The sequence below is a fragment of the Paenibacillus profundus genome, assembly GCF_021369635.1.
GTDB classification, from domain to species: domain Bacteria; phylum Bacillota; class Bacilli; order Paenibacillales; family Paenibacillaceae; genus Paenibacillus_B; species Paenibacillus_B profundus.
Genome location: NZ_JAJNBZ010000020.1, coordinates 1 through 20,878 on the forward strand (window position 1 = coordinate 1; position 20,878 = coordinate 20,878).

The following is a 20,878-nucleotide window of genomic DNA, read 5'->3' on the forward strand; positions in this document are numbered from 1 at the left end:
AGCACCTGACTTTTAATCAGGGTGTCGAAGGTTCGAGTCCTTCATGGCTCACCAGAACATACAAACCAAGTCTGTGTTTTTAACGCAGATTTTTTTTTGTTTTCCTCCGTTTTTACTTCCAATATTGAAAGAATCGTGCAATCTCAATCTATGTTTCTCCATTCTGTCCGTTGTTATTATGAAAATAATAAGAACCGGAGGCATACCCTTCCGGTTCTTTATTTATTGTTGGCAGCAGTTCACTCCGCGTACTTCACCAGCGTTCCACATCGTTGTGCCCTTTCCCCATACGATAGGCCGACGGACTCACACCGTACACGGAAGCGAATTGATTCGAAAAATAATGAATGGAGTCGTACCCGAGCAAGAGGGCAATTTCCGTAATGGATTGACGGCTTTCCATCAAGAGGACAGCGGCTTTCTTCATGCGCGAGCGCAGGACGTACGCCTTGGGCGACATTCCGGTCTCTTGCTTGAACAAGCGGTAGAACTGAGACTTCTCCAGCCCGCACTGCTCGCACCAGCGGTCATGCGTATAGCGGCGCTCTGGTTGCTCGTCCATCTGCTGCAGCACCCTTGCGATGCGGTAATCTATTGGATAATCCGCTGAAGTAACATCGCTCCACTGCAGCAGCCAAGCATAGAAGCAGGCGGAGACGGCTTGGGATGTATATTTGCCGTTACGATTATAGACCGCGAGGGTATGCTTGATGAGCTCAATGAGATGCGGATATGGGCGCAGCGACATGCACGTCGGTATTGATTCCAATTCAGGACAGGGCTCGGTCGCCGTCAGCCACAGGGGATTAAAATCATCCCATTCATAGGCAAAGGTTGGTTGTTTCGGTTTCGGCACACTCCATAAATCACAGTATATATTGCATGCATCCATCGTTTCGCTCGGAGTATGCTCGAAGAAATGCCACTCTCCAGGACGGACGAAGATTAAAGTACCGCTGGAGACGGCATAGCGCTGATCGTTCACCAGCATATGTCCATGCCCTTCCGTGAACAGATGAAACGCATAGCTGTAACCTCTACGTCGCTGTTCTTCTGGAGCTCCCCGATAATTGTACATATGAGCGGCCCGGATATGAGGAAGTGTGTCCGCAAGTGATTTCATCATTTTTCCTCCTCGATGATCGGAATATTGTATAAACGAAAGGAAGCTATCTTAAATACGAAACGTTACGTAAATGATACAATGATTCCATAAAAATGTCATGCGTAGGAGGAATATCATGCGTTTTAGACAAGTACATCTCGATTTTCACACTTCGGAACATGTTCCCCATATCGGGAGAAAATTTTCTAAAAGTAATTTTCAGGAGATGCTCCGTGTTGGTCATGTCGACTCGATTACCATCTTTGCAAAATGCCATCACGGGTGGGCTTATTTTCCATCTGAAACGAACGAAATGCACCCGGAGCTCGACTATGACCTGCTTGGGGCGCAAATTGAAGCTGCACATGAAATCGGCGTCAACGTACCGGTCTACTTATCCGTAGGCTTGGATGAAAGATTGGCATGGCAATACTCCCAATGGCTGATCCGCAGTGAGGAAGATCGCACGAATTGGGTCGACTCCTTCATGAAGCCGGGCTATCATCAATTTTGCTTGAACACGCCGTATCTCGATATCGTCATTAAACAAATTCAAGAGGTTGTGCGCAAATATGATGCGGACGGCATTTTCTTAGATATTGTCGGTGAACGGACGTGCTATTGCCCAACCTGTCTGAAGCAAATGCAGGAAGATGGCTTGAATCCGCGCAACAAGGAACACGTTATCGAAAATGGGCGCCGTATTTATGCCAACTATACGAAGCGTGTGCGCGATGCCATCGACGAAATCAAACCTGGTCTGCCTGTGTTCCATAATGCAGGGCACATTCATCAGGGACGCCGCGATTTAATGAATATGAATACACACCTTGAATTGGAATCACTTCCGACCGGGGGCTGGGGATACGATCACTTCCCGTTATCAGCACGTTATGCGCAGCCTATCGGAATGGATTTCCTCGGGATGACCGGTAAATTCCATACGTTCTGGGGCGAGTTCGGCGGATACAAGCATCCGAATGCGCTGCGGTACGAAACATCGTTGAACCTGGCTCATGGCGCTCGCTGTTCGATTGGCGACCAGCTTCATCCGGAAGGTGAGATGGATAAGGCGACATATGAGCTGATCGGCAAAGCCTACGCGGAAGTGGAGCAAAAAGAAGCATGGTGCGTAGACACGGTCAATCTTGCAGACGTTGCGTTGCTTACGGTTGAAGCGGCAGGTGTACAGCAGGATAGTGGTGCGATGTATTCCGGAAAAATCGATATGGGTGCCGGGCGTATGCTGCTGGAAGGCAAAATCCTGTTCGATGTGGTTGATTTGAAGTCCGATTGGAGCCCTTACCGCGTGCTCATTTTGCCGGATGCGATCGTCATGGCAGAGCAGGTGCGCGAGAAGGTGGAAGCGTTTATTGCTGCGGGCGGTAAAGTGCTCGCAACAGGACGCTCTGGCTTGAACGAGGAGATGACGAACAACCTGCTGCCGTTAGGTTTTAAAGACACAGGCGTCAATCCGTTCCGTCCGGATTATTTCCGTCCGGCGTTCGAATTGCCGAACCTCGGTGAGGCTGCTTACATTATGTACGGCGAAGGCCGTCGTATTGAGCTGACAGACGGCACGGAGCTTGGACGCCGTGAAGATCCGTACTTTAACAGACAAGCTTTCCGTTTTTGCTCTCACCAGCATACACCGACTTCCGAACAATATGGCGGTCCGGGAATGGTAGAGACGAAGCACGGAATTTATATAGCTTGGAATGTATTTGAAGATTATGCGACAAAGGGAAGCCTTGTATTAAGAGAAATGGTAGTCTATGCTCTGCGCCGCTTGCTGGGAGATCAAATTTCCTTGAAGACGACACTGCCGGCTCAAGGCGTAACGACGCTGCAGCATCAAGCGCAAGAGAAGCGTTTTATCCATCATCTCCTGTATGCTTCCCCGGTGAAACGTGGCGAGCGTGTAGAAATTATCGAAGATATTATTCCGCTCCACAACATTGAAGTAGAGGTACAGCTGCCACAGCAGCAGGTGAAGCGAGTCTATTTGGCGCCACAGATGACGGAGATCGACTATGAAGCGACTGCACGCGGTATCCGCTATGTTGTTCCTCAATTGGAATGTCATCAAATGGTCGTTCTGGAGTATAATTAGCTCGTACCATTCATAGAGGCAAGCGGCCGCATCGAAATGCGTGTTCACGACCTTTTGAAGGGGACATAAGCAAGAAGACACCTTGGGAATGACGAGGGAGGAACGAACGTGGTTGACTTGGGAAAAGTGTTAGTAGAAGAGTTTCGGGGAGACTGGTTGGAATGCGCGTATACGGGCCATGTGGCAGGCGTCAATGAGCACGGGGAAACGTTGTTTCATGTCGGCGACGAAGGCTATGTGAGCTTTATGCGCTCTTCTTCCAAGCCGGTACAGGCTCTACCTGCGATATTGGCGGGGGTTCCAGAGCATTACGGCTTAAGCGATGAAGAAATCGTACTGATGACAGCCTCTCACCGCGCTCAGAAGTTCCATGTTGATGCACTTGAGTCTTTTATGAAAAAGACGGGAATTACAGAAGACAAGTTCGTATGCAAACCTACTTATCCGCTGAACAGTGCCGCCAAGGATGAGCGGATCGCGCATGGCGAGCCACCGCGCTACTTGTATCACAATTGTTCAGGCAAGCATTTGGGCGTGCTGGCCTTGTGCAAAATGATGGGCTGGCCGGAGCACAATTATGCGGAGCCGGATCATCCGGTACAGCAGCACGTATTGAAATTGATGTCGCAATTGTCGGATATGCCTGCGGATCAAATTAAGTTGGGTACGGACGGCTGCGGATTTCCCGTGTATGCCATACCTATTCGCAACATCGCACTCTTATATTTACGCCTTGCCTGTCCGGATCTGATTGCGGATGAAGCAGTGCGCAACGCCGTTATTCGATTGACGACTTTGATGAACAAATACCCATTCTACGTGTCAGGTACAGAGTTAATCTGCCCAACGCTCTTACAAGATGACAACATTGTCGCGAAAGGCGGAGCTAAAGGGATTTACTGCTTCGGGCTGCGCAAACAGAGAATGGGGATCGCATTCAAAGTGATGGACGGTTCGGAGGACCAGTGGCCGCTCATAGTCGCTCATATATTAACAGAAATTCAGTATCCGAATGCGGAAACGATCGAGCGTTTGAAGCGATTGAGTCCTGCGGAGACGAAGAACGACAACGATAGAGTCGTCGGATATCGCGAGCCTAAGTTTCAATTACAATGGGATAAAAAATAAGATAAAAGTATCGGAAAGCCTGTTTTAGAAGTTGTTTAGTCAGCTTCAAATCAGGCTTTTTCCATCTATATGCGGTTATTTTCAAATATAAGGAACAAGAAAAAAATACCACAAAGTTTTATAAAAAAAAGATTTGCAATTCAATATTCAGTCTGATATATTAGTAAATGTCCTCGCTAAAATGACATGTAACGCTAGGATGCAATACAATTTTAGCTAATGAATATGCGGACATAGCTCAGTGGTAGAGTATCGCCTTGCCAAGGCGAGGGTCGCGGGTTCGAATCCCGTTGTCCGCTCCAGAATATGCGCCCTTAGCTCAGCTGGATAGAGCGTTTGACTACGAATCAAAAGGCCGGGAGTTCGAATCTCTCAGGGCGCGCCATATATAACTTCATAAGCCGGTGTGGCGGAATGGCAGACGCGCGCGACTCAAAATCGTGAGGGAAACCGTGGAGGTTCGAGTCCTCTCACCGGCACCATAAGATGTTCGGGACGTAGCTCAGCTTGGTAGAGCACTTGGTTTGGGACCAAGGGGTCGCATGTTCAAATCGTGTCGTCCCGACCACTAACATGAAGAACCGTCGGTTATATGCCGGCGGTTTTTGCATTTTATTTTGTGTATTCGATTACTCTTCGCATAATTCGGCATAGACTACTTCTTGACTAGGTTGCATCCTCTATTCATATCCGTCTTTTCAGTTCGTTTACATTCCTTTTTTTTCTATACATCTTCCAGTGTGGTCACTAGGGTTCCATATTTTTTTGCACTGCGTTGAACGATTGAACCGCCTTGTTCGTATTAATTGCGACTGCAGTCATTAGAACATAAATTATAAGGAGCGTGAGAGTAATTGACCGAACAGGATACCATTGATCGTGCTCAAGCGGGTGATACGGCTGCGCTCGCGCTCCTTTTGCAGCAGCATTACACATTTGTGCGCAGCTATGTGCTGAAGCTAACTATGAATCCAACATTGACGGATGATATTGTGCAGGACACGATGTTGAAAAGCATGGAAAAGTTACATTTGTATAACGGCGCATCCAAGTTTTCGTCTTGGCTTATTACGATCGCCACTCGAATCTATGTGGATCTAACGAGGCGACAGAAGGTGGAGAAGCGCTGGCAAGAACAGGCGATACGATCTCTCCGATACCAGATGGAGGCTCATAACGAAGAATGGACGGATATGATTGATTCATTAGGCAAGCTTCCGCCGGAGCAGCGCGCCGCAATCTTATTAAAGCATTATTACGGCTATACCTATCCGGAAATAGCGGAAATGCTCAATTGTAGCGAAGGCACTGCAAAATCCCGCGTATTTTACGGCATCGAGCACATTCGAAAGGAGCTGAAATAAACATGGAGCATAAGAAATTGCCGGAGACCGAAGAAGAATGGTCAGCTATGCTCAAGGAACAATGGACCAAGCTGGATGTGTATAGCGAACAGAAGCCCGTGCCAAGTCAGACGTTTCTTATCGGAATGTTAACGGAACACAAGCAAAGGCAGAAGCGCGCGTTATGGCGCGAATTAAGTGTCCTGTGGCTGGCAGCTGCAGTTATGCTGCTTGGCGGATTTACATTGGCAGTGACCGATATCTCCGTATATGTAATGATGCAGCTAGTGTTATTTGTCGGCATCCTAGGGGGATTGCTCATGCGAGGATATGTGATGAAAAGACGCAGAAGAGGTGCGCGTCATGAATAATCTGAATTCAATTCCGTTGTGGGCATTGTTCCTGTTGGGAGCTATATTGGTGACGCAGGGGACGTGGCTTTTTCTGCATGCCCGTAGGCACGGCTATTATCCGTGGTTATGGGCCTTGTGGGGCTTCCTTAGCTTTCCGCTGCCATCCCTAGTGTACGTGCTCTTTGTAGCTCAGCCATGGAGAAGGACAATACCTAAGAACAGACATACGGATGATAGCGAATAACTTACTTTATGGAATAGAGGGGATAACGAATGGAGATGGCTTGGGCGGATATTCCTTGGAATATCATTATGCCGCTTATCGTTGTGCAGCTCATCTTGATGGTAGTTGCTCTGGTATCGCTGAACAAGACAGAATGGACCAACGGGCCGAAATGGCTGTGGCTTATCATTATTATCGTGTTAAATATTCCGGGTTGCATCGCTTATTTCTTAATAGGCAGAAAGGAGAGAAGATGAGCCAGTTCATTATTACACAATTGAGCAAGCAGTATGGCAATCATAAGGCGGTGGATGCCGTTAACTTTACGATACAAAGCGGAAGCTGCACGGCCCTTCTCGGTCCGAACGGGGCGGGAAAGACGACGACGCTGCACATGCTGACAGGAGTGACCAAGCCAAGCTCCGGGACAGTCGCGATGGTCGATGGGGCGGGACGGGAACATCGCGGGGATCTGAGACGCTGGATCGGATTTATGCCGCAGTCGCCCAGCTTTCATTATTGGATGACAGGCCGGGAGTGGCTGCAAATGATGGCTGAATTAACAGGCAGCAGCAAGCGTCAAGCTCGTGTAACGGCGGATGAATGGATGAAGACTGTCGGTCTGGAGCATGCGGGGCAGCGCAGCATTGGCGGATATTCCGGAGGTATGAAACAGCGACTCGGCTTGGCGCAAGCTATGATCGCGCGTCCGGAGCTGCTAGTGCTTGACGAACCGGTGTCTGCGCTCGACCCGATCGGCAGGCGTGAGGTCATGGCATTGCTGGAATCGTTGAAGCGGCGAACGACGATTCTATTCTCCACTCATGTGCTGCACGATGCCGAGGACTTATGTGATGAGCTGATTATTATGAAGCAAGGTAAAGTATTGATGCAGGGCAAATGGGATGAGCTTCGTAAACAATCGGAATCACCGTTATTTACGATTGAAGTGGAGCATACGGCGGCAGCTCTTGCTTGGCTGCGAGAGTTAGCCGATATGCCGCTCGTAAAGGAAGCGAGTGTACGCTCCGCACGAGCGGAGCTAGTCGTGAGCGATCACGATGCCGCAAGGGAATTTCTGTTGAAGCAGATTCGCGAACGCAGAATACCGCTTGTACGATTCGAGGCCGGCGTGACAACCTTAGAACAGCTATTTATGAAGGCGGTGAAGTGATGAAGGCATGGTCCGTCCTTTACCGGAAAGAATGCACGGAGATGCTGCGTAATTATAAATGGATTTGGGTGCCGCTAGTATTTGCTGTCTTAGGTATTGCTCAGCCTGTCACGATGAAGTTTATGCCCGATATACTATCGATGGCAGGAAGCTTGCCGGAAGGCACGATTCTGCAGATCCCGACACCTATGGCAGGAGAGGTGCTCGGCCAGACCCTGAGTCAATTTAACACGGTTGGAGTACTTGTACTTGTGCTTGCATTGATGGGGTGTGTATCGGGAGAAGTGAAGTCGGGAGCGGCTGCCGCACTGTTGACCAAGCCGATCTCCCATGTTAGCTATATGATGGCCAAATGGGCAGGAGCCATCTCCTTGACGATTCCGTCAGTCCTGCTTGGTTATTTATGCTCATGGTATTACACGGAACAGCTGATCGGACATGTGGATATATTAAATGGCGCGACAGCAGCCTGCCTTGCACTAGGCTGGTTCATATGGATCTCCAGCTTAACCGTAGCTATGAGCGCGCTGATTAATAATGCGGGCGGTTCAGCCTTTGCAGCGCTTGCTGCCGCTATGTTGACGAGTATTCTAGCGGGCCTGCTTCCGGCGTCAAGCGGATGGATGCCTTCCAAGCTGCTGCAGGGAGCCCAACTGATGCTGATGAATATTGAACTGCCATTCCCATGGCCAATTGCGGCTATGACAACTCTGCTTCTTATGGCAGCCTTTATGGCCACAGCTGTTATTCGCAACGCCCGGCGCGGCACGTGGCTGCCGGCGTCGCACGAATAAATGAAATGAGACAAGCAAGTATAGACATCCCCTTCATTTGGCCAAACTAAGAAAAAAAGAGTAAGAGGGGATTGTTATGGCTCGGGAACCTCGTACCTATACACGGTTCTATTTTCGAGTGAAGCAATGGAAAAAGCGTCTGCGGCGATGGAAGCGTCCGCTCTGGTCATTGGCAGCCATTCTATTGTTTCTTACGATTTTGACTATCGGTATTCAATTGTCGGATAACATACGCAATCTGGTGGAAGGTAAAGATAATACGCCATCGCTGGAGACATTTGCAATGCTTCAGGGTGATGAATTCACAAAGTTAGATAGGTCAACACAGCTTGTCCTGAATCAGCTGATGAACAAGGATGAGAAGCGAGAGGTCGTCCATCGGAAGCAATACATTTGCGGAAAAAGTGATAAAGCGCTAGGCAAACAGAACTCGCGTGACATTATTCAAACCGTGCTGAATCATCCGGATTGGCTGACTTCGATGGACAGTGACGGCCGTGTTATTTTAGAGGAGCAAGTTGACGACATGTCGGAAATTTGTAAGGAACAAGCGCACATTGGATTGGATAAAGACGGGAACCTAACTCTATATGACGGACCGCCGCAGAAGCAGAAGGCGATACGAACTTTTTTTCAACTGGATGTAGAGTCGATGGAGAGCGCTCTTCCGCCTAAAGTGCTCAAACAGTTGTATCAAGGCATACGCATTACGGACATGGATGAATATCATAGCGTACTGTCCACGTTCAGCGATTATGCCGTAGAAGAGACCGAAAAAGTGATGAAACCAACTCCAGTCGATTGACGTAATCTTATAAAAAAGAAATGAAAGAAGGACGCCGTAAACCGGAGTCCTTCTTTTTTTATCCTGGCGGGGTTGGCTGGATTAAATCAGAGTGTGAAAATGGAATGGATTGCCCTGAACAGTTTCAAGAGAAATACCGGTTTACGGTCATAATATATATACAGCCGAAAGGGGAATGCCAATGGAACTAATTCTCATGCTGCTCATTATTTTGGCGTCGACGAAGATTGCGGGGGATCTTACCGTACGATTGGGACAGCCAGCCGTACTTGGTAAATTGCTCGTCGGTATTATCATTGGACCTGCCGTACTCGGATGGATTATGGACGGAGAGGTCATTAAGGAAATGGCGGAAGTCGGTGTCATTTTGCTTATGTTTATCGCCGGTCTGGAAACCGATCTGGATCAGTTGAAGAAGAACTGGAAAGCGGCGTTTGCCGTAGCGATTGGCGGCGTCATTCTGCCGTTCATCGGAGGCTACAGCGGAGGCTTGATGATCGGCCTGGATAACAATCAATCGATGTTCCTCGGTCTGTTGCTGTGTGCTACATCCGTAAGTATTTCCGTACAAACATTGAAGGATCTGGGACAGCTAAGCACGAGGGAAGGCACGACCATATTGGGAGCTGCCGTGGTGGATGATGTTCTCGTTGTCATTTTGCTCGCCTTTATGCTGAGCTTGCTCGGAGCAGGCGGTGAAGCATCGATTGGACTAATTATCGGTAAAAAGGTGTTGTTCTTCGCAGTCGCCATCGCAGCGGGCATTTACTTGGTGCCGCACGTTATGAAGTGGCTAGCTCCGCTGCGAGTGACCGAAGCGGTCATTAGTGCAGCGCTTATAATATGCTTTGCGTTTTCTTATTTTGCCGATTATCTAGGCGTGGCGGGAATTATCGGTGCCTTTGCCGCTGGCATCGCCATATCGCAGACGAAATTCAAACACGAGGTGGAGCATCGCCTGGAGCCGATTGCGTATGGCATATTCGTTCCGATATTTTTTGTCAGCGTCGGTATTAATGTAACCTTCGAAGGGATTGGCGATCATATCGTCTTCATTATTATATTTACCGTCATCGCCATACTGACCAAGCTGCTCGGCTGTGGCTTCGGGGCTCGCATGACTGGCTTCGATCGCAAGAGCGCCATTGGTATCGGCGCAGGAATGGTATCCCGTGGAGAAGTGGCGCTCATTATTGCTACGACCGGTCTGGAAGGCGCGCTCTTTGACAAGGTGTACTTTACACCGATTGTCATCGTCATCATTCTAACCACGTTAGTCACACCTCCGATGCTGAAGGCTGCATTTCGCCAGCCGAAAGCGGGTGCGAAACCAATGACAGCAGGAAAATAACGGAATCTATAGCGTAAAAACATGTATCTATTGATTCATTCTCTTCCTATCGATCTGTGTTATAATGGGGTGAACACATATGTTCGCTTACTGTTACATGGACATCGGTGAGGGAGAGATTTTTTTTGCGTATTTTAGGAATTGATCCTGGCATTGCTATTGTCGGGTTTGGGTTCGTTGATAAACAAGGGAGCAAGATTGTTCCCGTACAGTACGGCTCGATTCAGACGGAAGCGACGACAGCGCCCGAGACTCGGCTTCTGCAGGTGTTCGAAGCAGCCGAGGAGCTGCTGGACAGATATAAACCAGATGCGATGGCGGTAGAGAAGCTGTTCTTCAATCGCAATGTCACGACTGCATTCTCTGTGGGACAAGCCCGTGGAGTCACTATATTGGCTGCGGCTAAGCGCGGCATCTCGATTGCAGAATATACTCCTATGCAGGTAAAGCAGGCCGTCGTCGGATACGGGAAGGCGGAGAAGAAGCAGGTGCAGGAAATGGTGCGTATATTCTTGAAGCTGAAAGAAGTTCCCAAGCCGGATGATGTAGCGGATGCGCTTGCTGTGGCTATATGTCATGCGCATTCCAGTGGGCTTAATGACAAATTGAACGGAGTATCGCGGACATGATCGATTTTTTGCGCGGGCAGGTGGCCCATTTAGAAACGGATTATATTGTAATGGATGTACAAGGCATCGGTTACCGAGTGTATACGCCGAACCCTTATGCTTTTGCTAAGAACGATGATCCTGTTACCGTATATACGCATCATCATGTGCGGGAGGACGCCATGCTGTTGTTCGGCTTCGGTTCGCGAGAGGAGCAGAAGCTGTTCCGCCGCTTGATCGATGTGAATGGCGTCGGTCCGAAAGTCGCCCTTGGCATATTGGCCGGTGGGAAGCCGGAGAGCGTTGTGTTGGCGATCCAGCAAGAGAATATAGCCTTTTTGACGAAGCTGCCAGGCATCGGCAAGAAGACGGCGCAGCGTATTATTCTTGATTTGAAGGACAAGCTCGACAGCATCGGAATAAATTTGAGCGCCGGCGCGCTGTTTATGGATATTGCGGTGCCAGGAGATGACGTAGCGAACAGCGCATGGGGAGAGGCGAGGGAAGCCTTGATGGCGCTCGGATATACGGACGCGGAGCTGGATCGGGTATGGCATGACCTGCAGCATCGAGTCCATGCTGACGAGAGCGTCGACTCTTTAATGAAGAAGGCGCTGCAATCGTTGTTTAAAGGTTAAGAAAGGCGGTTAAGATGGAAGAGCGCATCATATCAGCCAATTACATGATGGAAGATCAAGTCGTCGAGTTGAGCCTTCGTCCGCGGTATTTGTCTGAGTATATTGGGCAATCGCAAGTGAAGGACAACTTGAAGGTGTTTATCGAAGCGGCGAAAATGCGGAAGGAAGCGTTGGATCATGTTCTCTTGTACGGGCCGCCAGGGCTTGGGAAGACGACGCTCTCCAACATCATTGCGAACGAGCTCGGTGTCAATATTCGCACTACTTCCGGTCCTGCGATCGAGCGCCCAGGAGATTTGGCTGCGATCTTGACGAACTTGCAGGAAGGCGACGTGCTGTTCATCGATGAGATTCACCGCCTTCACCGTACGGTGGAGGAAGTGCTGTATCCCGCGATGGAGGACTTTGCGCTGGATATTATTATCGGCAAAGGTCCGAGCGCGCGGTCAGTCCGTCTGGATCTGCCCAAGTTCACGCTGATCGGGGCGACTACGCGCGCAGGCCTACTGTCCGCACCGCTGCGCGACCGATTCGGTGTTATGACCCGGCTAGAGTACTACAACAAGGACGAGCTCAGCTTTATCGTATCGCGGGCTGCCGATATTTTGGAAGTGCAGGTCGTAGGAGATTCTTCCGACGAGATCGCTGTACGATCCCGCGGGACGCCACGGATTGCCAATCGGCTGCTGAAGCGGGTTCGCGACTTTGCGCAAGTTCGCGGAGACGGCATCATTACTCCGGAAATTGCGAAGGAAGCGCTGCAGAGCATTCAGGTCGATCCGATCGGATTAGATCAGATTGACCATAAGATGCTGCATGCGATGATTTCACATTTTCGTGGCGGACCTGTTGGACTGGACACGATTGCAGCGACAATCGGTGAAGAGAGCCAGACGATTGAAGACGTATATGAGCCATATTTGCTGCAGATCGGCTTTCTTCAACGCACGCCGCGCGGACGTATGGTGACGCCACAGGCATACACTCATTTAGGATTGCCAATTCCAGAAAATAAATAACTGAAATAATAGTGCGTGCTCAAAAAAAGTCACTTTTCAGCACCGAGAAGTACAAGTTTCAGCAAGAGAACTACATCGGAAGCATTCCTCGAATGAAGAGCGGAATGTAGGTAAGACTCATGAGCGCCTGCAATGTTTCCGGAGGATACATACTTCGGAAGCATATGCTCTTCAAGGGTGAATGCAAGATTCGATGTCAAATGACATCTTGGATGCTTCGTGATCAAAAGGGGTTTTTTGCACAACCTCTAATTGTTTCAACGGAGAGACGTGCAGGAAGGGGAATGTAACATGAAAAACAACCGGAACGTTATCCGCAGAACGGCAGTGGGGATGCTGGCGGGGGCTTTGCTTGTGAGCGGGGCTTCGCTCGCACCGCTGCCTGGCAGCGGTGCGCAGCTCATAGCGCATGCAGCGGAGGCTGCAGCTGATAAAGACACAGTTCCTCCGCAGAATGTGAAGAGCGAGGACATCCGCGTAGCTTTATTTGCGAATCTGTCCAAGGGATCGCCAGGAGAGACGGCGCGCATTACGATGTCTTCCACATCGAAACTTCAGATTGCAGCGCGTCACAATGCGGAGAGCATAGGCATTGTCGATGCGGGTACCGAGCAGGTTCGATTCAGCGCAGATGATTATAAGGTGAAACTGATCGAGACGAAAGATAAAGCGGTCGCTACAGCGGTGCTGAAGAAGGCGCAAGCAAGCGATGATGCAATTATGAGCGAGATGCAGCGCCGGGGTACGACCTTCTATGCGATATATGTAGGGAGCTACCCGACAGGCAAAGCAGCGAACCAAGCCCTAACCCGGCTGAAAAATGATGGAAGCGTTGTTTCTTTGCTGAAAGGTTACGAACCAACCGTCGCTGGCCCACATTATATGCAGACGGGAACGTACGCTTCATCCAATGAAGCAAAAGCGGTCCAGAAGATGTTGCTCGATGCGGATGTGGACGCCTTTGTCGTCTCTATGATATCGAACGGGCAGTTATTGACCTCCGTATGGGCCGGACAAGCAGAATCGGAGGCGCAGCTCGAACAGACGAAAGCCTCCATTGAACGAAAGAATCTATCCGTATCTGTACGCCCTGCACAAGCGCAAGGAGCCCTTATACATACGTTAGAAGAGACAGGAACCGGAAGCTTGACCCATTTACGTGTTAACGGAACCGTCAAATGGTTGGTGAAGCCGGCTGAGCCGACGAATATTAAAATCTCGGAACGATATGAACGTGCTTATCGTGGTGAGATGGAAGTAAGCTTGCATAATGGGGAGCTTGCATTAGTGAATGAAGTGCCACTGGAGCAATATTTAATTTCGGTAGTCGGTGGAGAGGTATACTCCAGTTGGCCGCAGGAAGCACTGAAAGCTCAGGCGGTGGCGGCGCGCACGTTCGCGCTGTATCAGGGCACAAAATTCGAAATCGCCAATGTGGTGGATACGACATTAAGCCAAGCCTATTATGGTGTCGAGAAGGAACATCCCAACATTAAGAAGGCTGTTGAAGACACGGCTGGAGAAGTATTGATGCAGAACGGCAAACTAATCGAAGCGATCTTCAACTCCAATGCCGGAGGCAAGACAGCCGATCCTAGCGAAGTGTGGGGCGGTTCCTATGATTATTTCCAAGTGGTGGACAGCCCTGATGACGCCGTGCAGGAAGGCAAGAAATCATGGTATCATGTCGTTATGCCAGACGGCAAATCGGGTTACATCCGTGAAGATGTAGTCGACATGACCGAACGGCATAATGAAGCAGGCTTTGCGCTCGTCTCCGTACAGGAGGATGGCACGAATATTCGTCCTAATCCAGCCATTCAATCCGATGTGAACCCGATCGCTAAAGTAAATAAGGGCACATCACTCGCAGTGATTGAGACGGTTGCGGAATCAACGGAAATGAATTGGGTTCGCGGTCCATATACATCGGAGCAAATCACGAGTTGGTTGAAGAGCCGTACGAAGACCGCGCTGAACGGTTCGGTTACAAGCTTGGAGATTACGGAACGCGGACCATCTGGCCGCGCCGTCAAGATAGAAGCGAACGGAGTTCAAGTGGACGTTAGCTATCCTGATAACTTCCGCTATGCGTTTGGGGGACTTCCGAGCACGCTGTTCGACATTGTGTCTACTGACGCATATACGGCAGCAGGCGTGGATGGAAAGACGAAGGAACTGAACGGAGTTGGCGGTGCTCAGACTGTGAGCGGCACGAACCAATCCGATGCGAAAGTGCCGGAGAACGGAGTTAAGCTAGGCGCGAATGAGAAGAGCGGCATCGTCAACTCAGAGCCATCATTCCTGTTTGTTGGCAAAGGCAACGGTCACGGCGTAGGAATGTCGCAGTGGGGTGCCAAAGGTTTGTCTGATCAGGGGTATGACTACAAGAAAATTTTGCAATACTATTACAAAAATGTGGAGCTTGTGAAGCGTTAGGACGGACAAACAATGAATGTGGACTTATTTGATTTTCATTTGCCTGAACATTTAATTGCACAGACTCCGTTGCAGGACCGGACGGCTTCGCGTCTATTGACGTTGAACCGCCGTACCGGAGCTATCGGACATCAACTATTTTCAGACATTTTGCAATTTTTGCGTGCCGGGGATTTGCTCGTATTGAATGATACAAGGGTAATCCCTGCCCGGCTGTTCGGCGTCAAGCCGGATACCGGTGCTAAGGTGGAGGTATTGCTATTAAAGCAAGAGCAAGATGATTGCTGGGAAGCATTGGTGAAGCCAGCGAAAAGGTTGAAGGAAGGGGCTGTCGTTCACTTCAGCGATAAGCTGCAAGCGGAGGTCGTAGAGGAGCGTGAGATGGGGGCAAGAGTTCTTCGCTTCTCCTATGAAGGTATCTTCAACGAAATCTTGGACGAGCTCGGTCAAATGCCCTTGCCGCCTTATATTAAAGAGCAGTTGGAAGATCGGGAGCGATATCAGACGGTCTATGCGAAGCATGAAGGTTCGGCAGCTGCTCCCACAGCAGGTTTGCATTTTACGAAAGAAATATTGAAGGATATCGAACGTATGGGCGTTCGTATCGCTTATATTACGCTGCATGTCGGGCTGGGAACGTTCCGCCCCATGTCTGCTGATACCGTGGAAGAGCATGTGATGCATTCGGAGTATTATGAACTAAGCGAAGAGACAGCTGCGCTTATCAATGATGCAAAGCGTCAGGGCGGACGAATTGTGGCGGTAGGCACCACATCCGCGCGTACGCTGGAGACGGTGGCTGAGCGGTATGAAGGCGCAGGCGCAGTTGTAGCTTCATGCTCGGGCTGGACGGATATTTTCATGTATCCGGGCTATACGTTCCAGCTCGTCGATGCGCTGCTTACTAACTTTCACTTGCCGAAGTCAACACTCGTTATGCTAGTAAGCGCAATGGCAGGACGTGAGCGAATTATGGCTGCCTATCAAGAAGCTATCGAACGCGAATACCGTTTCTTTAGCTTTGGCGACGCCATGTTCATTTATGATGATCGTTAAACCAAAAACAAGGATGAGATAATTACATGGCAGCAGTAACGTATGAGTTAATTAAGACATGCAAACAAACCGGGGCGCGCCTCGGACGCGTTCATACGCCGCACGGCTCGTTCGAGACCCCGATATTTATGCCAGTTGGCACTCAGGCAACCGTAAAGACAATGAGCCCGGAAGAATTGAAGGATATGGATGCCAAGATTATTTTGAGCAATACGTACCATCTGTTCCTTCGTCCGGGACACGACATCGTGAAGGAAGCGGGCGGTCTCCATTCGTTTATGAACTGGGATCGTGCCATTTTGACGGACAGCGGCGGATTTCAAGTATTTAGTCTGAGCGACATGCGTAAGATTGAAGAAGAGGGTGTACATTTCCGTTCTCATCTAAGCGGGGACAAGCTATTTATTTCTCCGGAGAAAGCGATGGAAATTCAAAATGCACTCGGTTCAGATATTATGATGGCTTTTGACGAGTGCGCACCTTATCCTGCCGAGCATGCCTATGTGAAGCAATCATTGGAGCGTACGACACGTTGGGCCGAAAGATGCTTGAACAGTCATTCTCGTCCACATGATCAAGCGCTGTTCGCTATTGTGCAAGGAGGCATGTTTGAGGATTTGCGTCGTCAGAGCGCTATGGATTTGACTTCGATGGATTTCCCGGGGTATGCTATTGGTGGATTGAGCGTAGGAGAGCCAAAACATCTTATGTATGATGTGCTTGATTACACGATGCCGCTATTGCCTGCTCTTAAACCACGATATTTGATGGGCGTCGGTTCACCGGATGCGCTTGTCGAAGGTGCCATGCGCGGAGTGGACATGTTCGATTGCGTCCTGCCGACACGGATTGCTCGTAACGGAACAACGATGACGAGTCAAGGACGTCTCGTCGTACGCAATGCTAAGTTCGCGCGGGACTTCGGGCCGCTTGATCCGAAGTGCAATTGTTACACCTGCCGCAACTACTCGCGTGCGTATTTACGCCATCTCATCAAAGCGGACGAAACGTTCGGACTTCGCTTGACAACGTATCATAATTTACACTTTTTGTTGGATTTGATGCGACAAGTGCGTGAAGCCATTCGGGAAGATCGTCTCCGCGACTTCAGGGATGAATTTTTCGAGGCTTATGGGATGGATCGCAACGAGAGCGGCTTCTAATGGACACGACTGCTCCTATTATGTATCATTATTTGTATTGTGTAACGGAGCAGCGAGTCTATACATAATGTTTATATTTTATGGAAAGGGGGATTACATATGCTATTAGCTGGAGCAGATGCAGCAGGGGGCGGCGGAATTATGGCGATGTTATTGCCTTTCATCGCTATGTTTGCCGTATTTTATTTCTTATTAATCCGTCCGCAGCAGAAGAAACAGAAACAGCGGAATTCGATGCTTACTGCATTGAAAAAGGGAGACAAAATCGTCACGATCGGCGGACTTCACGGTACGATTGTTGAGATTACAGACGACATCGTGGTCCTTCGCGTCAATGACGTAACGAAGATGACTTTTGACCGCAGTGCGATTAGCAACATTGTTACAAGCGAGGAAACTTCAAGCGCGTCATAATAAGGTATTTAGCAGCAATCAACAAAGAAGCGATACTCCGTTGAATAGGAGCATCGCTTTTTTGTTGTTGATGCATTAGCAAGCTGCCGGCTTGCTTGAGTCGTTATCCTTCGTGTTCAAAGGGAGGCGTTTTGAAAGCTCTTATAGCAATTCTTTGGAGTTGGGGTATGACTTGGCATAGGGCTTCTGTCGTGTTGGAAGCATCGTTCCCCAAGACATTTGAACACCAGCCAACTTCATGCCCATCCAGGCAGCAAAGACGGCGAGCATCGTTCCAGCCACCATATCGGTCAGCCAATGAATGCCGAGATAGAAGATGGAGAATACGATAATAATCGCACTAATAGCCGTAAAGATGGACCAACGTCGGTTACGGGACTGTGAAGCGAGCAAAGCGACAGTCACGGAGATGGAAGTGTGCAAGCTAGGGAAACAGTTATCGAGTCCAGATAAGGAGCGGTAACTTTCTTCAAAGCTCGGGAACACATCCAACATGCGGAACTTGACGCCTGCTGGCGGGTAAGACCATACTTCGTTAACCGGAAAGAACAAGTAGAAAGGTATGGCTACAATATAATTAATCATAATTGCATAACAGACCGCATGCGCCATGCGCATATTCCCGTTGGCTGTATAAATGGCGAGCGAACCTACAATTAACGCCTGAAACACAACAATATAGAAAAAAGACACAACTTGTGTAATAAGCGGGTGATTGAATATTTGCTGTACGCTATATACGAATTGTCCTTCCAAGCGATGAATATTGGCTGTGAAGTCCCAATTAATGTTAAGCCAACTTTCAATCGTAAGCTCCCATCCATTTACCATCAGAATAAGAATAAGTGCGATTAAGGCAAACAAGAACGAACGAGAAGTCCACAGTGCTTTCACAAAAGCGCTAACGACAGCCAACGGCTGTCGGCGCGAACCGAACCAAATTAGCAAGATGACGACTGCGACGGTCCAGAGCGTGACGGACTGCATGGAATGGAATAAAACCATGATAATCCCCCTAAGTATTGTCACATTGCAATGTTAAACTTCAATAGTATATCACAAATAGAGGGGGATTACATGAATCGAATGTTCCTATTCAATCACATGAATTGGTCATTTGCCCGTTCTGCTCATATTTACACCGATAATTCCACCCAAGGCTCCGATGCAAAAAGCAATGAGTACAAGCAGGAGCTTGGTGCCGCTAAGCCCTGCATCCATAGCAAGAAAGCCAATAAGCAGAACGAGCATAGAATAGCATAAGCCAGTTATCCCGCCATAATACCAGCCTTTCTTGCCGCTTCGCCGTCCAGAAATCCATCCTCCGATAAAAAGAGCGATAGCGTGGACAATATAAGTATAGCTTATCATATCATCTTCGCTGGCCGAACTGGAATATAACATGACGGATAAAGCTAAAGCGCCTAAGGCCATCCACACAAAGGCATAGACGACACCAGCCAATAACGGATGACTAACTTTCCAGTGGGAAACGCGCTGAATCGCATTCATGTTCAATTTCAATAACCCCTTTCCAAATTGGAACTGTTTAGTAATCATCGTATGGGCAAGCTGTACGAAATAGTACAAGGCATAGACGAAAAAAAAGTCGGGTGTTATAATGTGTGATCGATAAGTCCATAGTGAGTATGAAATACTCGAACAAGCAATTCACTAGAGAGGGATGGAATTTGTGGGACAAGATGCAGCAAGTTGGCAGGTGACCGCAGCGGTCATCATTTTTTTGGTTTCGTATGCCATCATAATTTCGGAAAAAATAAACCGAGCGATAATCGCTCTGCTCGGTGCGGTGGCTATGCTAATCCTCCAAATTGTAGATGTGCATACAGCATTTACAACTTATATTGAGTGGAATACAATTTTCCTGCTTGTCGGAATGATGATACTCGTCGGCATTACGAACAAGAGCGGGATATTTCAATATGCAGCCGTGAAGGCTGCGCAGAAAGCGAAAGGAAGACCGATTCGCATATTGATTATTTTATTTCTGCTCACTTCTGTGGGCTCAGCCTTTCTGGATAATGTAACGACTGTCTTATTGATGGTGCCGATTACGTTCTCCATTACCCGCATGCTGAAAATCAATCCGGTTCCGTTTCTGATAGCTGAAGTCATTGCTTCAAATATTGGGGGAACGGCAACGCTTATCGGCGATCCGCCGAACATTATGATTGGATCTGCCAATAAGCATTTGACGTTTAATATGTTCTTGACCAACTTGGCACCGATTATCGCGGTCATCGTTGTCGCCGTCATCGGAATGCTAATTCTTATTTATCGCAAGCAACTAAAAGTATCGGATAGCCAGCGACATGCTTTAATGGAATTGTCAGCGGCGTCGTACATTTCTGATAAGCGGTTGGTGCGTAAATCTGTGACGGTTCTTCTCCTTACGATCGTTGGCTTCGTCCTGCATTCGGTCATTCATGTAGAAGCAGCTGTCGTCGCCATGGCAGGAGCTACAGTGTTAATGCTCATCGGTCTGAAAAACGAAGAGGAGCTCGAAGAAGCATTGCACAAAGTGGAGTGGGTCACTATCCTGTTCTTTATCGGTTTGTTCATCCTCGTTGGCGGATTGATTGAAGCAGGCATTATCAAACAGCTGGCCCAAATGACGCTTAGTATAACAAACGGAGATATGACGAGCACTTCAATGCTTGTACTGTGGGTGTCGGGTATTGCGTCGGCAACGATAGATAATATCCCGTTCGTCGCAACGATGATTCCATTGCTTCAGGATGTGGGTACACAAATGGGCATTACAGACCCGAACCAGTTAAATCCGCTCTGGTGGTCATTGGCGCTGGGAGCCTGCTTAGGAGGAAACGGAACGCTTATCGGAGCCTCTGCCAACGTTATTGTGGCAGGCATGGCGCAGCGCGAAGGCAACGGCTTCAGTTACATGGATTTCCTGAAGATCGGGGCGCCGATTACCATCGTGTCGTTACTCATTTCTACCGTGTATATTCTACTATTCATCCTGTAACTTTTGATCTCGATATGTATTAACTCCACTCCTCCTTCTTCGAGGGATGTGCGCAACAGGAAGAAAGCGGATGGGAATATTTCAATAACTAAATGCTGAATGCCTTAGCGAAACGGCGGTCAGAATACCAATGAATGCGGCTTTC

General features: G+C 48.8%; 21 protein-coding genes and 4 tRNA genes. 22 read left to right on the forward strand and 3 right to left on the reverse strand.

Translation table 11 applies throughout. The annotated features are described in order from the left end of the window. Positions 1-253 precede the first annotated feature (253 nt). Positions 254-1,126 (reverse strand): AraC family transcriptional regulator, encoded by an 873-nt coding sequence (locus LQV63_RS20450; RefSeq protein WP_233698096.1) that lies wholly within the window; start codon positions 1,124-1,126, stop codon positions 254-256. A 115-nt stretch (positions 1,127-1,241) separates the two neighbouring features. Between LQV63_RS20450 and LQV63_RS20455 the strand changes: the two genes are divergently transcribed. From LQV63_RS20455 to yajC, 21 genes are all read left to right on the forward strand, one after another. Next, complete coding sequence (locus LQV63_RS20455) at positions 1,242-3,218, forward strand: beta-galactosidase trimerization domain-containing protein (protein ID WP_233698097.1); 1,977 nt, start codon at positions 1,242-1,244, stop codon at positions 3,216-3,218. A gap of 108 nt (positions 3,219-3,326) precedes the next feature. Continuing rightward, positions 3,327-4,346 (forward strand): asparaginase, encoded by a 1,020-nt coding sequence (locus LQV63_RS20460; protein ID WP_233698098.1) that lies wholly within the window; start codon positions 3,327-3,329, stop codon positions 4,344-4,346. Positions 4,347-4,573: 227 nt separating this feature from the next. Continuing rightward, a tRNA-Gly gene (locus tag LQV63_RS20465) sits at positions 4,574-4,648 on the forward strand. Positions 4,649-4,654: 6 nt separating this feature from the next. Continuing rightward, a tRNA-Arg gene (locus tag LQV63_RS20470) sits at positions 4,655-4,731 on the forward strand. Between the two features lie 15 nt (positions 4,732-4,746). Further along, positions 4,747-4,828, forward strand: a tRNA-Leu gene (locus LQV63_RS20475). 9 nt (positions 4,829-4,837) lie between these two features. Next, positions 4,838-4,914 (forward strand) — tRNA-Pro (locus LQV63_RS20480). A gap of 286 nt (positions 4,915-5,200) precedes the next feature. After that, a complete protein-coding gene (gene sigY, locus LQV63_RS20485) occupies positions 5,201-5,710 on the forward strand; it encodes an RNA polymerase sigma factor SigY (RefSeq protein WP_233698099.1) in 510 nt (169 codons plus the stop codon). 2 nt (positions 5,711-5,712) lie between these two features. Next, positions 5,713-6,060, forward strand: a complete 348-nt coding sequence (locus LQV63_RS20490; protein ID WP_233698100.1) for a YxlC family protein — start codon at positions 5,713-5,715, stop codon at positions 6,058-6,060. Then, a complete protein-coding gene (locus LQV63_RS20495) occupies positions 6,053-6,286 on the forward strand; it encodes a sigmaY antisigma factor component (protein WP_233698101.1) in 234 nt (77 codons plus the stop codon). The genes LQV63_RS20490 and LQV63_RS20495 overlap by 8 nt, the downstream gene beginning before the upstream one ends. A gap of 29 nt (positions 6,287-6,315) precedes the next feature. Beyond that, positions 6,316-6,522, forward strand: a complete 207-nt coding sequence (locus tag LQV63_RS20500) for a PLD nuclease N-terminal domain-containing protein (RefSeq protein ID WP_019423674.1) — start codon at positions 6,316-6,318, stop codon at positions 6,520-6,522. Further along, positions 6,519-7,439: an ABC transporter ATP-binding protein gene (locus LQV63_RS20505; protein ID WP_019423673.1), complete on the forward strand. Its 921-nt coding sequence runs from the start codon at positions 6,519-6,521 to the stop codon at positions 7,437-7,439. Before LQV63_RS20500 ends, LQV63_RS20505 begins: the two co-directional genes overlap by 4 nt. After that, positions 7,439-8,233, forward strand: coding sequence for an ABC transporter permease subunit (locus LQV63_RS20510; protein WP_233698102.1), 795 nt, complete (start codon positions 7,439-7,441; stop codon positions 8,231-8,233). Before LQV63_RS20505 ends, LQV63_RS20510 begins: the two co-directional genes overlap by 1 nt. 76 nt (positions 8,234-8,309) lie before the next feature. Further along, on the forward strand, positions 8,310-9,038 hold the full coding sequence (locus LQV63_RS20515; RefSeq protein ID WP_233698103.1) for a BofC C-terminal domain-containing protein: 729 nt from the start codon (positions 8,310-8,312) through the stop codon (positions 9,036-9,038). A 181-nt stretch (positions 9,039-9,219) separates the two neighbouring features. Then, a complete protein-coding gene (locus tag LQV63_RS20520; protein WP_233698104.1) occupies positions 9,220-10,389 on the forward strand; it encodes a cation:proton antiporter in 1,170 nt (389 codons plus the stop codon). A 125-nt stretch (positions 10,390-10,514) separates the two neighbouring features. After that, positions 10,515-11,018 (forward strand): crossover junction endodeoxyribonuclease RuvC, encoded by a 504-nt coding sequence (ruvC, locus tag LQV63_RS20525; protein WP_026011283.1) that lies wholly within the window; start codon positions 10,515-10,517, stop codon positions 11,016-11,018. Continuing rightward, positions 11,015-11,635 (forward strand): Holliday junction branch migration protein RuvA, encoded by a 621-nt coding sequence (gene ruvA / locus LQV63_RS20530; RefSeq protein WP_019423668.1) that lies wholly within the window; start codon positions 11,015-11,017, stop codon positions 11,633-11,635. Before ruvC ends, ruvA begins: the two co-directional genes overlap by 4 nt. 14 nt (positions 11,636-11,649) lie before the next feature. Next, positions 11,650-12,654 carry a Holliday junction branch migration DNA helicase RuvB gene (ruvB, locus tag LQV63_RS20535; protein WP_233698105.1) on the forward strand — a complete coding sequence of 335 codons (1,005 nt, stop codon included), beginning with the start codon at positions 11,650-11,652 and terminating at the stop codon, positions 12,652-12,654. 291 nt (positions 12,655-12,945) lie between these two features. Then, positions 12,946-15,093 carry a SpoIID/LytB domain-containing protein gene (locus LQV63_RS20540; protein WP_233698106.1) on the forward strand — a complete coding sequence of 716 codons (2,148 nt, stop codon included), beginning with the start codon at positions 12,946-12,948 and terminating at the stop codon, positions 15,091-15,093. Between the two features lie 12 nt (positions 15,094-15,105). Further along, positions 15,106-16,149 carry a tRNA preQ1(34) S-adenosylmethionine ribosyltransferase-isomerase QueA gene (gene queA, locus LQV63_RS20545; RefSeq protein WP_233698107.1) on the forward strand — a complete coding sequence of 348 codons (1,044 nt, stop codon included), beginning with the start codon at positions 15,106-15,108 and terminating at the stop codon, positions 16,147-16,149. A 26-nt stretch (positions 16,150-16,175) separates the two neighbouring features. Beyond that, on the forward strand, positions 16,176-17,312 hold the full coding sequence (gene tgt / locus LQV63_RS20550; RefSeq protein WP_019423664.1) for a tRNA guanosine(34) transglycosylase Tgt: 1,137 nt from the start codon (positions 16,176-16,178) through the stop codon (positions 17,310-17,312). A 99-nt stretch (positions 17,313-17,411) separates the two neighbouring features. After that, a complete protein-coding gene (yajC, locus tag LQV63_RS20555; protein WP_019423663.1) occupies positions 17,412-17,726 on the forward strand; it encodes a preprotein translocase subunit YajC in 315 nt (104 codons plus the stop codon). Between the two features lie 141 nt (positions 17,727-17,867). Here yajC and LQV63_RS20560 read toward each other — a convergent pair whose 3' ends face one another. Both LQV63_RS20560 and LQV63_RS20565 read right to left on the reverse strand, forming a co-directional pair. After that, positions 17,868-18,731, reverse strand: a complete 864-nt coding sequence (locus tag LQV63_RS20560) for a phosphatase PAP2 family protein (RefSeq protein ID WP_233698108.1) — start codon at positions 18,729-18,731, stop codon at positions 17,868-17,870. Between the two features lie 108 nt (positions 18,732-18,839). Beyond that, entirely contained in the window at positions 18,840-19,238 is a 399-nt protein-coding gene (locus LQV63_RS20565) for a TIGR04086 family membrane protein (protein ID WP_026011282.1), read from the reverse strand. Positions 19,239-19,410: 172 nt separating this feature from the next. Between LQV63_RS20565 and LQV63_RS20570 the strand changes: the two genes are divergently transcribed. Further along, positions 19,411-20,733: an ArsB/NhaD family transporter gene (locus tag LQV63_RS20570; RefSeq protein WP_233698109.1), complete on the forward strand. Its 1,323-nt coding sequence runs from the start codon at positions 19,411-19,413 to the stop codon at positions 20,731-20,733. The last annotated feature ends 145 nt before the right edge of the window (positions 20,734-20,878 follow it).

Coding starts and splice junctions, on each gene's coding strand:
- LQV63_RS20500 (WP_019423674.1), top strand. CDS start 6,316: ATGGAGATGGCTTGGGCGGATATTCCTTGGAATATCATTATGCCGCTT.
- ruvA (WP_019423668.1), top strand. CDS start 11,015: ATGATCGATTTTTTGCGCGGGCAGGTGGCCCATTTAGAAACGGATTAT.
- LQV63_RS20495 (WP_233698101.1), top strand. CDS start 6,053: ATGAATAATCTGAATTCAATTCCGTTGTGGGCATTGTTCCTGTTGGGA.
- queA (WP_233698107.1), top strand. CDS start 15,106: ATGAATGTGGACTTATTTGATTTTCATTTGCCTGAACATTTAATTGCA.
- ruvB (WP_233698105.1), top strand. CDS start 11,650: ATGGAAGAGCGCATCATATCAGCCAATTACATGATGGAAGATCAAGTC.
- LQV63_RS20515 (WP_233698103.1), top strand. CDS start 8,310: ATGGCTCGGGAACCTCGTACCTATACACGGTTCTATTTTCGAGTGAAG.
- yajC (WP_019423663.1), top strand. CDS start 17,412: ATGCTATTAGCTGGAGCAGATGCAGCAGGGGGCGGCGGAATTATGGCG.
- LQV63_RS20450 (WP_233698096.1), bottom strand. CDS start 1,126: ATGATGAAATCACTTGCGGACACACTTCCTCATATCCGGGCCGCTCAT.
- LQV63_RS20540 (WP_233698106.1), top strand. CDS start 12,946: ATGAAAAACAACCGGAACGTTATCCGCAGAACGGCAGTGGGGATGCTG.
- LQV63_RS20455 (WP_233698097.1), top strand. CDS start 1,242: ATGCGTTTTAGACAAGTACATCTCGATTTTCACACTTCGGAACATGTT.
- tgt (WP_019423664.1), top strand. CDS start 16,176: ATGGCAGCAGTAACGTATGAGTTAATTAAGACATGCAAACAAACCGGG.
- LQV63_RS20520 (WP_233698104.1), top strand. CDS start 9,220: ATGGAACTAATTCTCATGCTGCTCATTATTTTGGCGTCGACGAAGATT.
- LQV63_RS20570 (WP_233698109.1), top strand. CDS start 19,411: ATGGAATTTGTGGGACAAGATGCAGCAAGTTGGCAGGTGACCGCAGCG.
- LQV63_RS20490 (WP_233698100.1), top strand. CDS start 5,713: ATGGAGCATAAGAAATTGCCGGAGACCGAAGAAGAATGGTCAGCTATG.
- LQV63_RS20560 (WP_233698108.1), bottom strand. CDS start 18,731: ATGGTTTTATTCCATTCCATGCAGTCCGTCACGCTCTGGACCGTCGCA.
- LQV63_RS20505 (WP_019423673.1), top strand. CDS start 6,519: ATGAGCCAGTTCATTATTACACAATTGAGCAAGCAGTATGGCAATCAT.
- LQV63_RS20510 (WP_233698102.1), top strand. CDS start 7,439: ATGAAGGCATGGTCCGTCCTTTACCGGAAAGAATGCACGGAGATGCTG.
- LQV63_RS20565 (WP_026011282.1), bottom strand. CDS start 19,238: ATGAATGCGATTCAGCGCGTTTCCCACTGGAAAGTTAGTCATCCGTTA.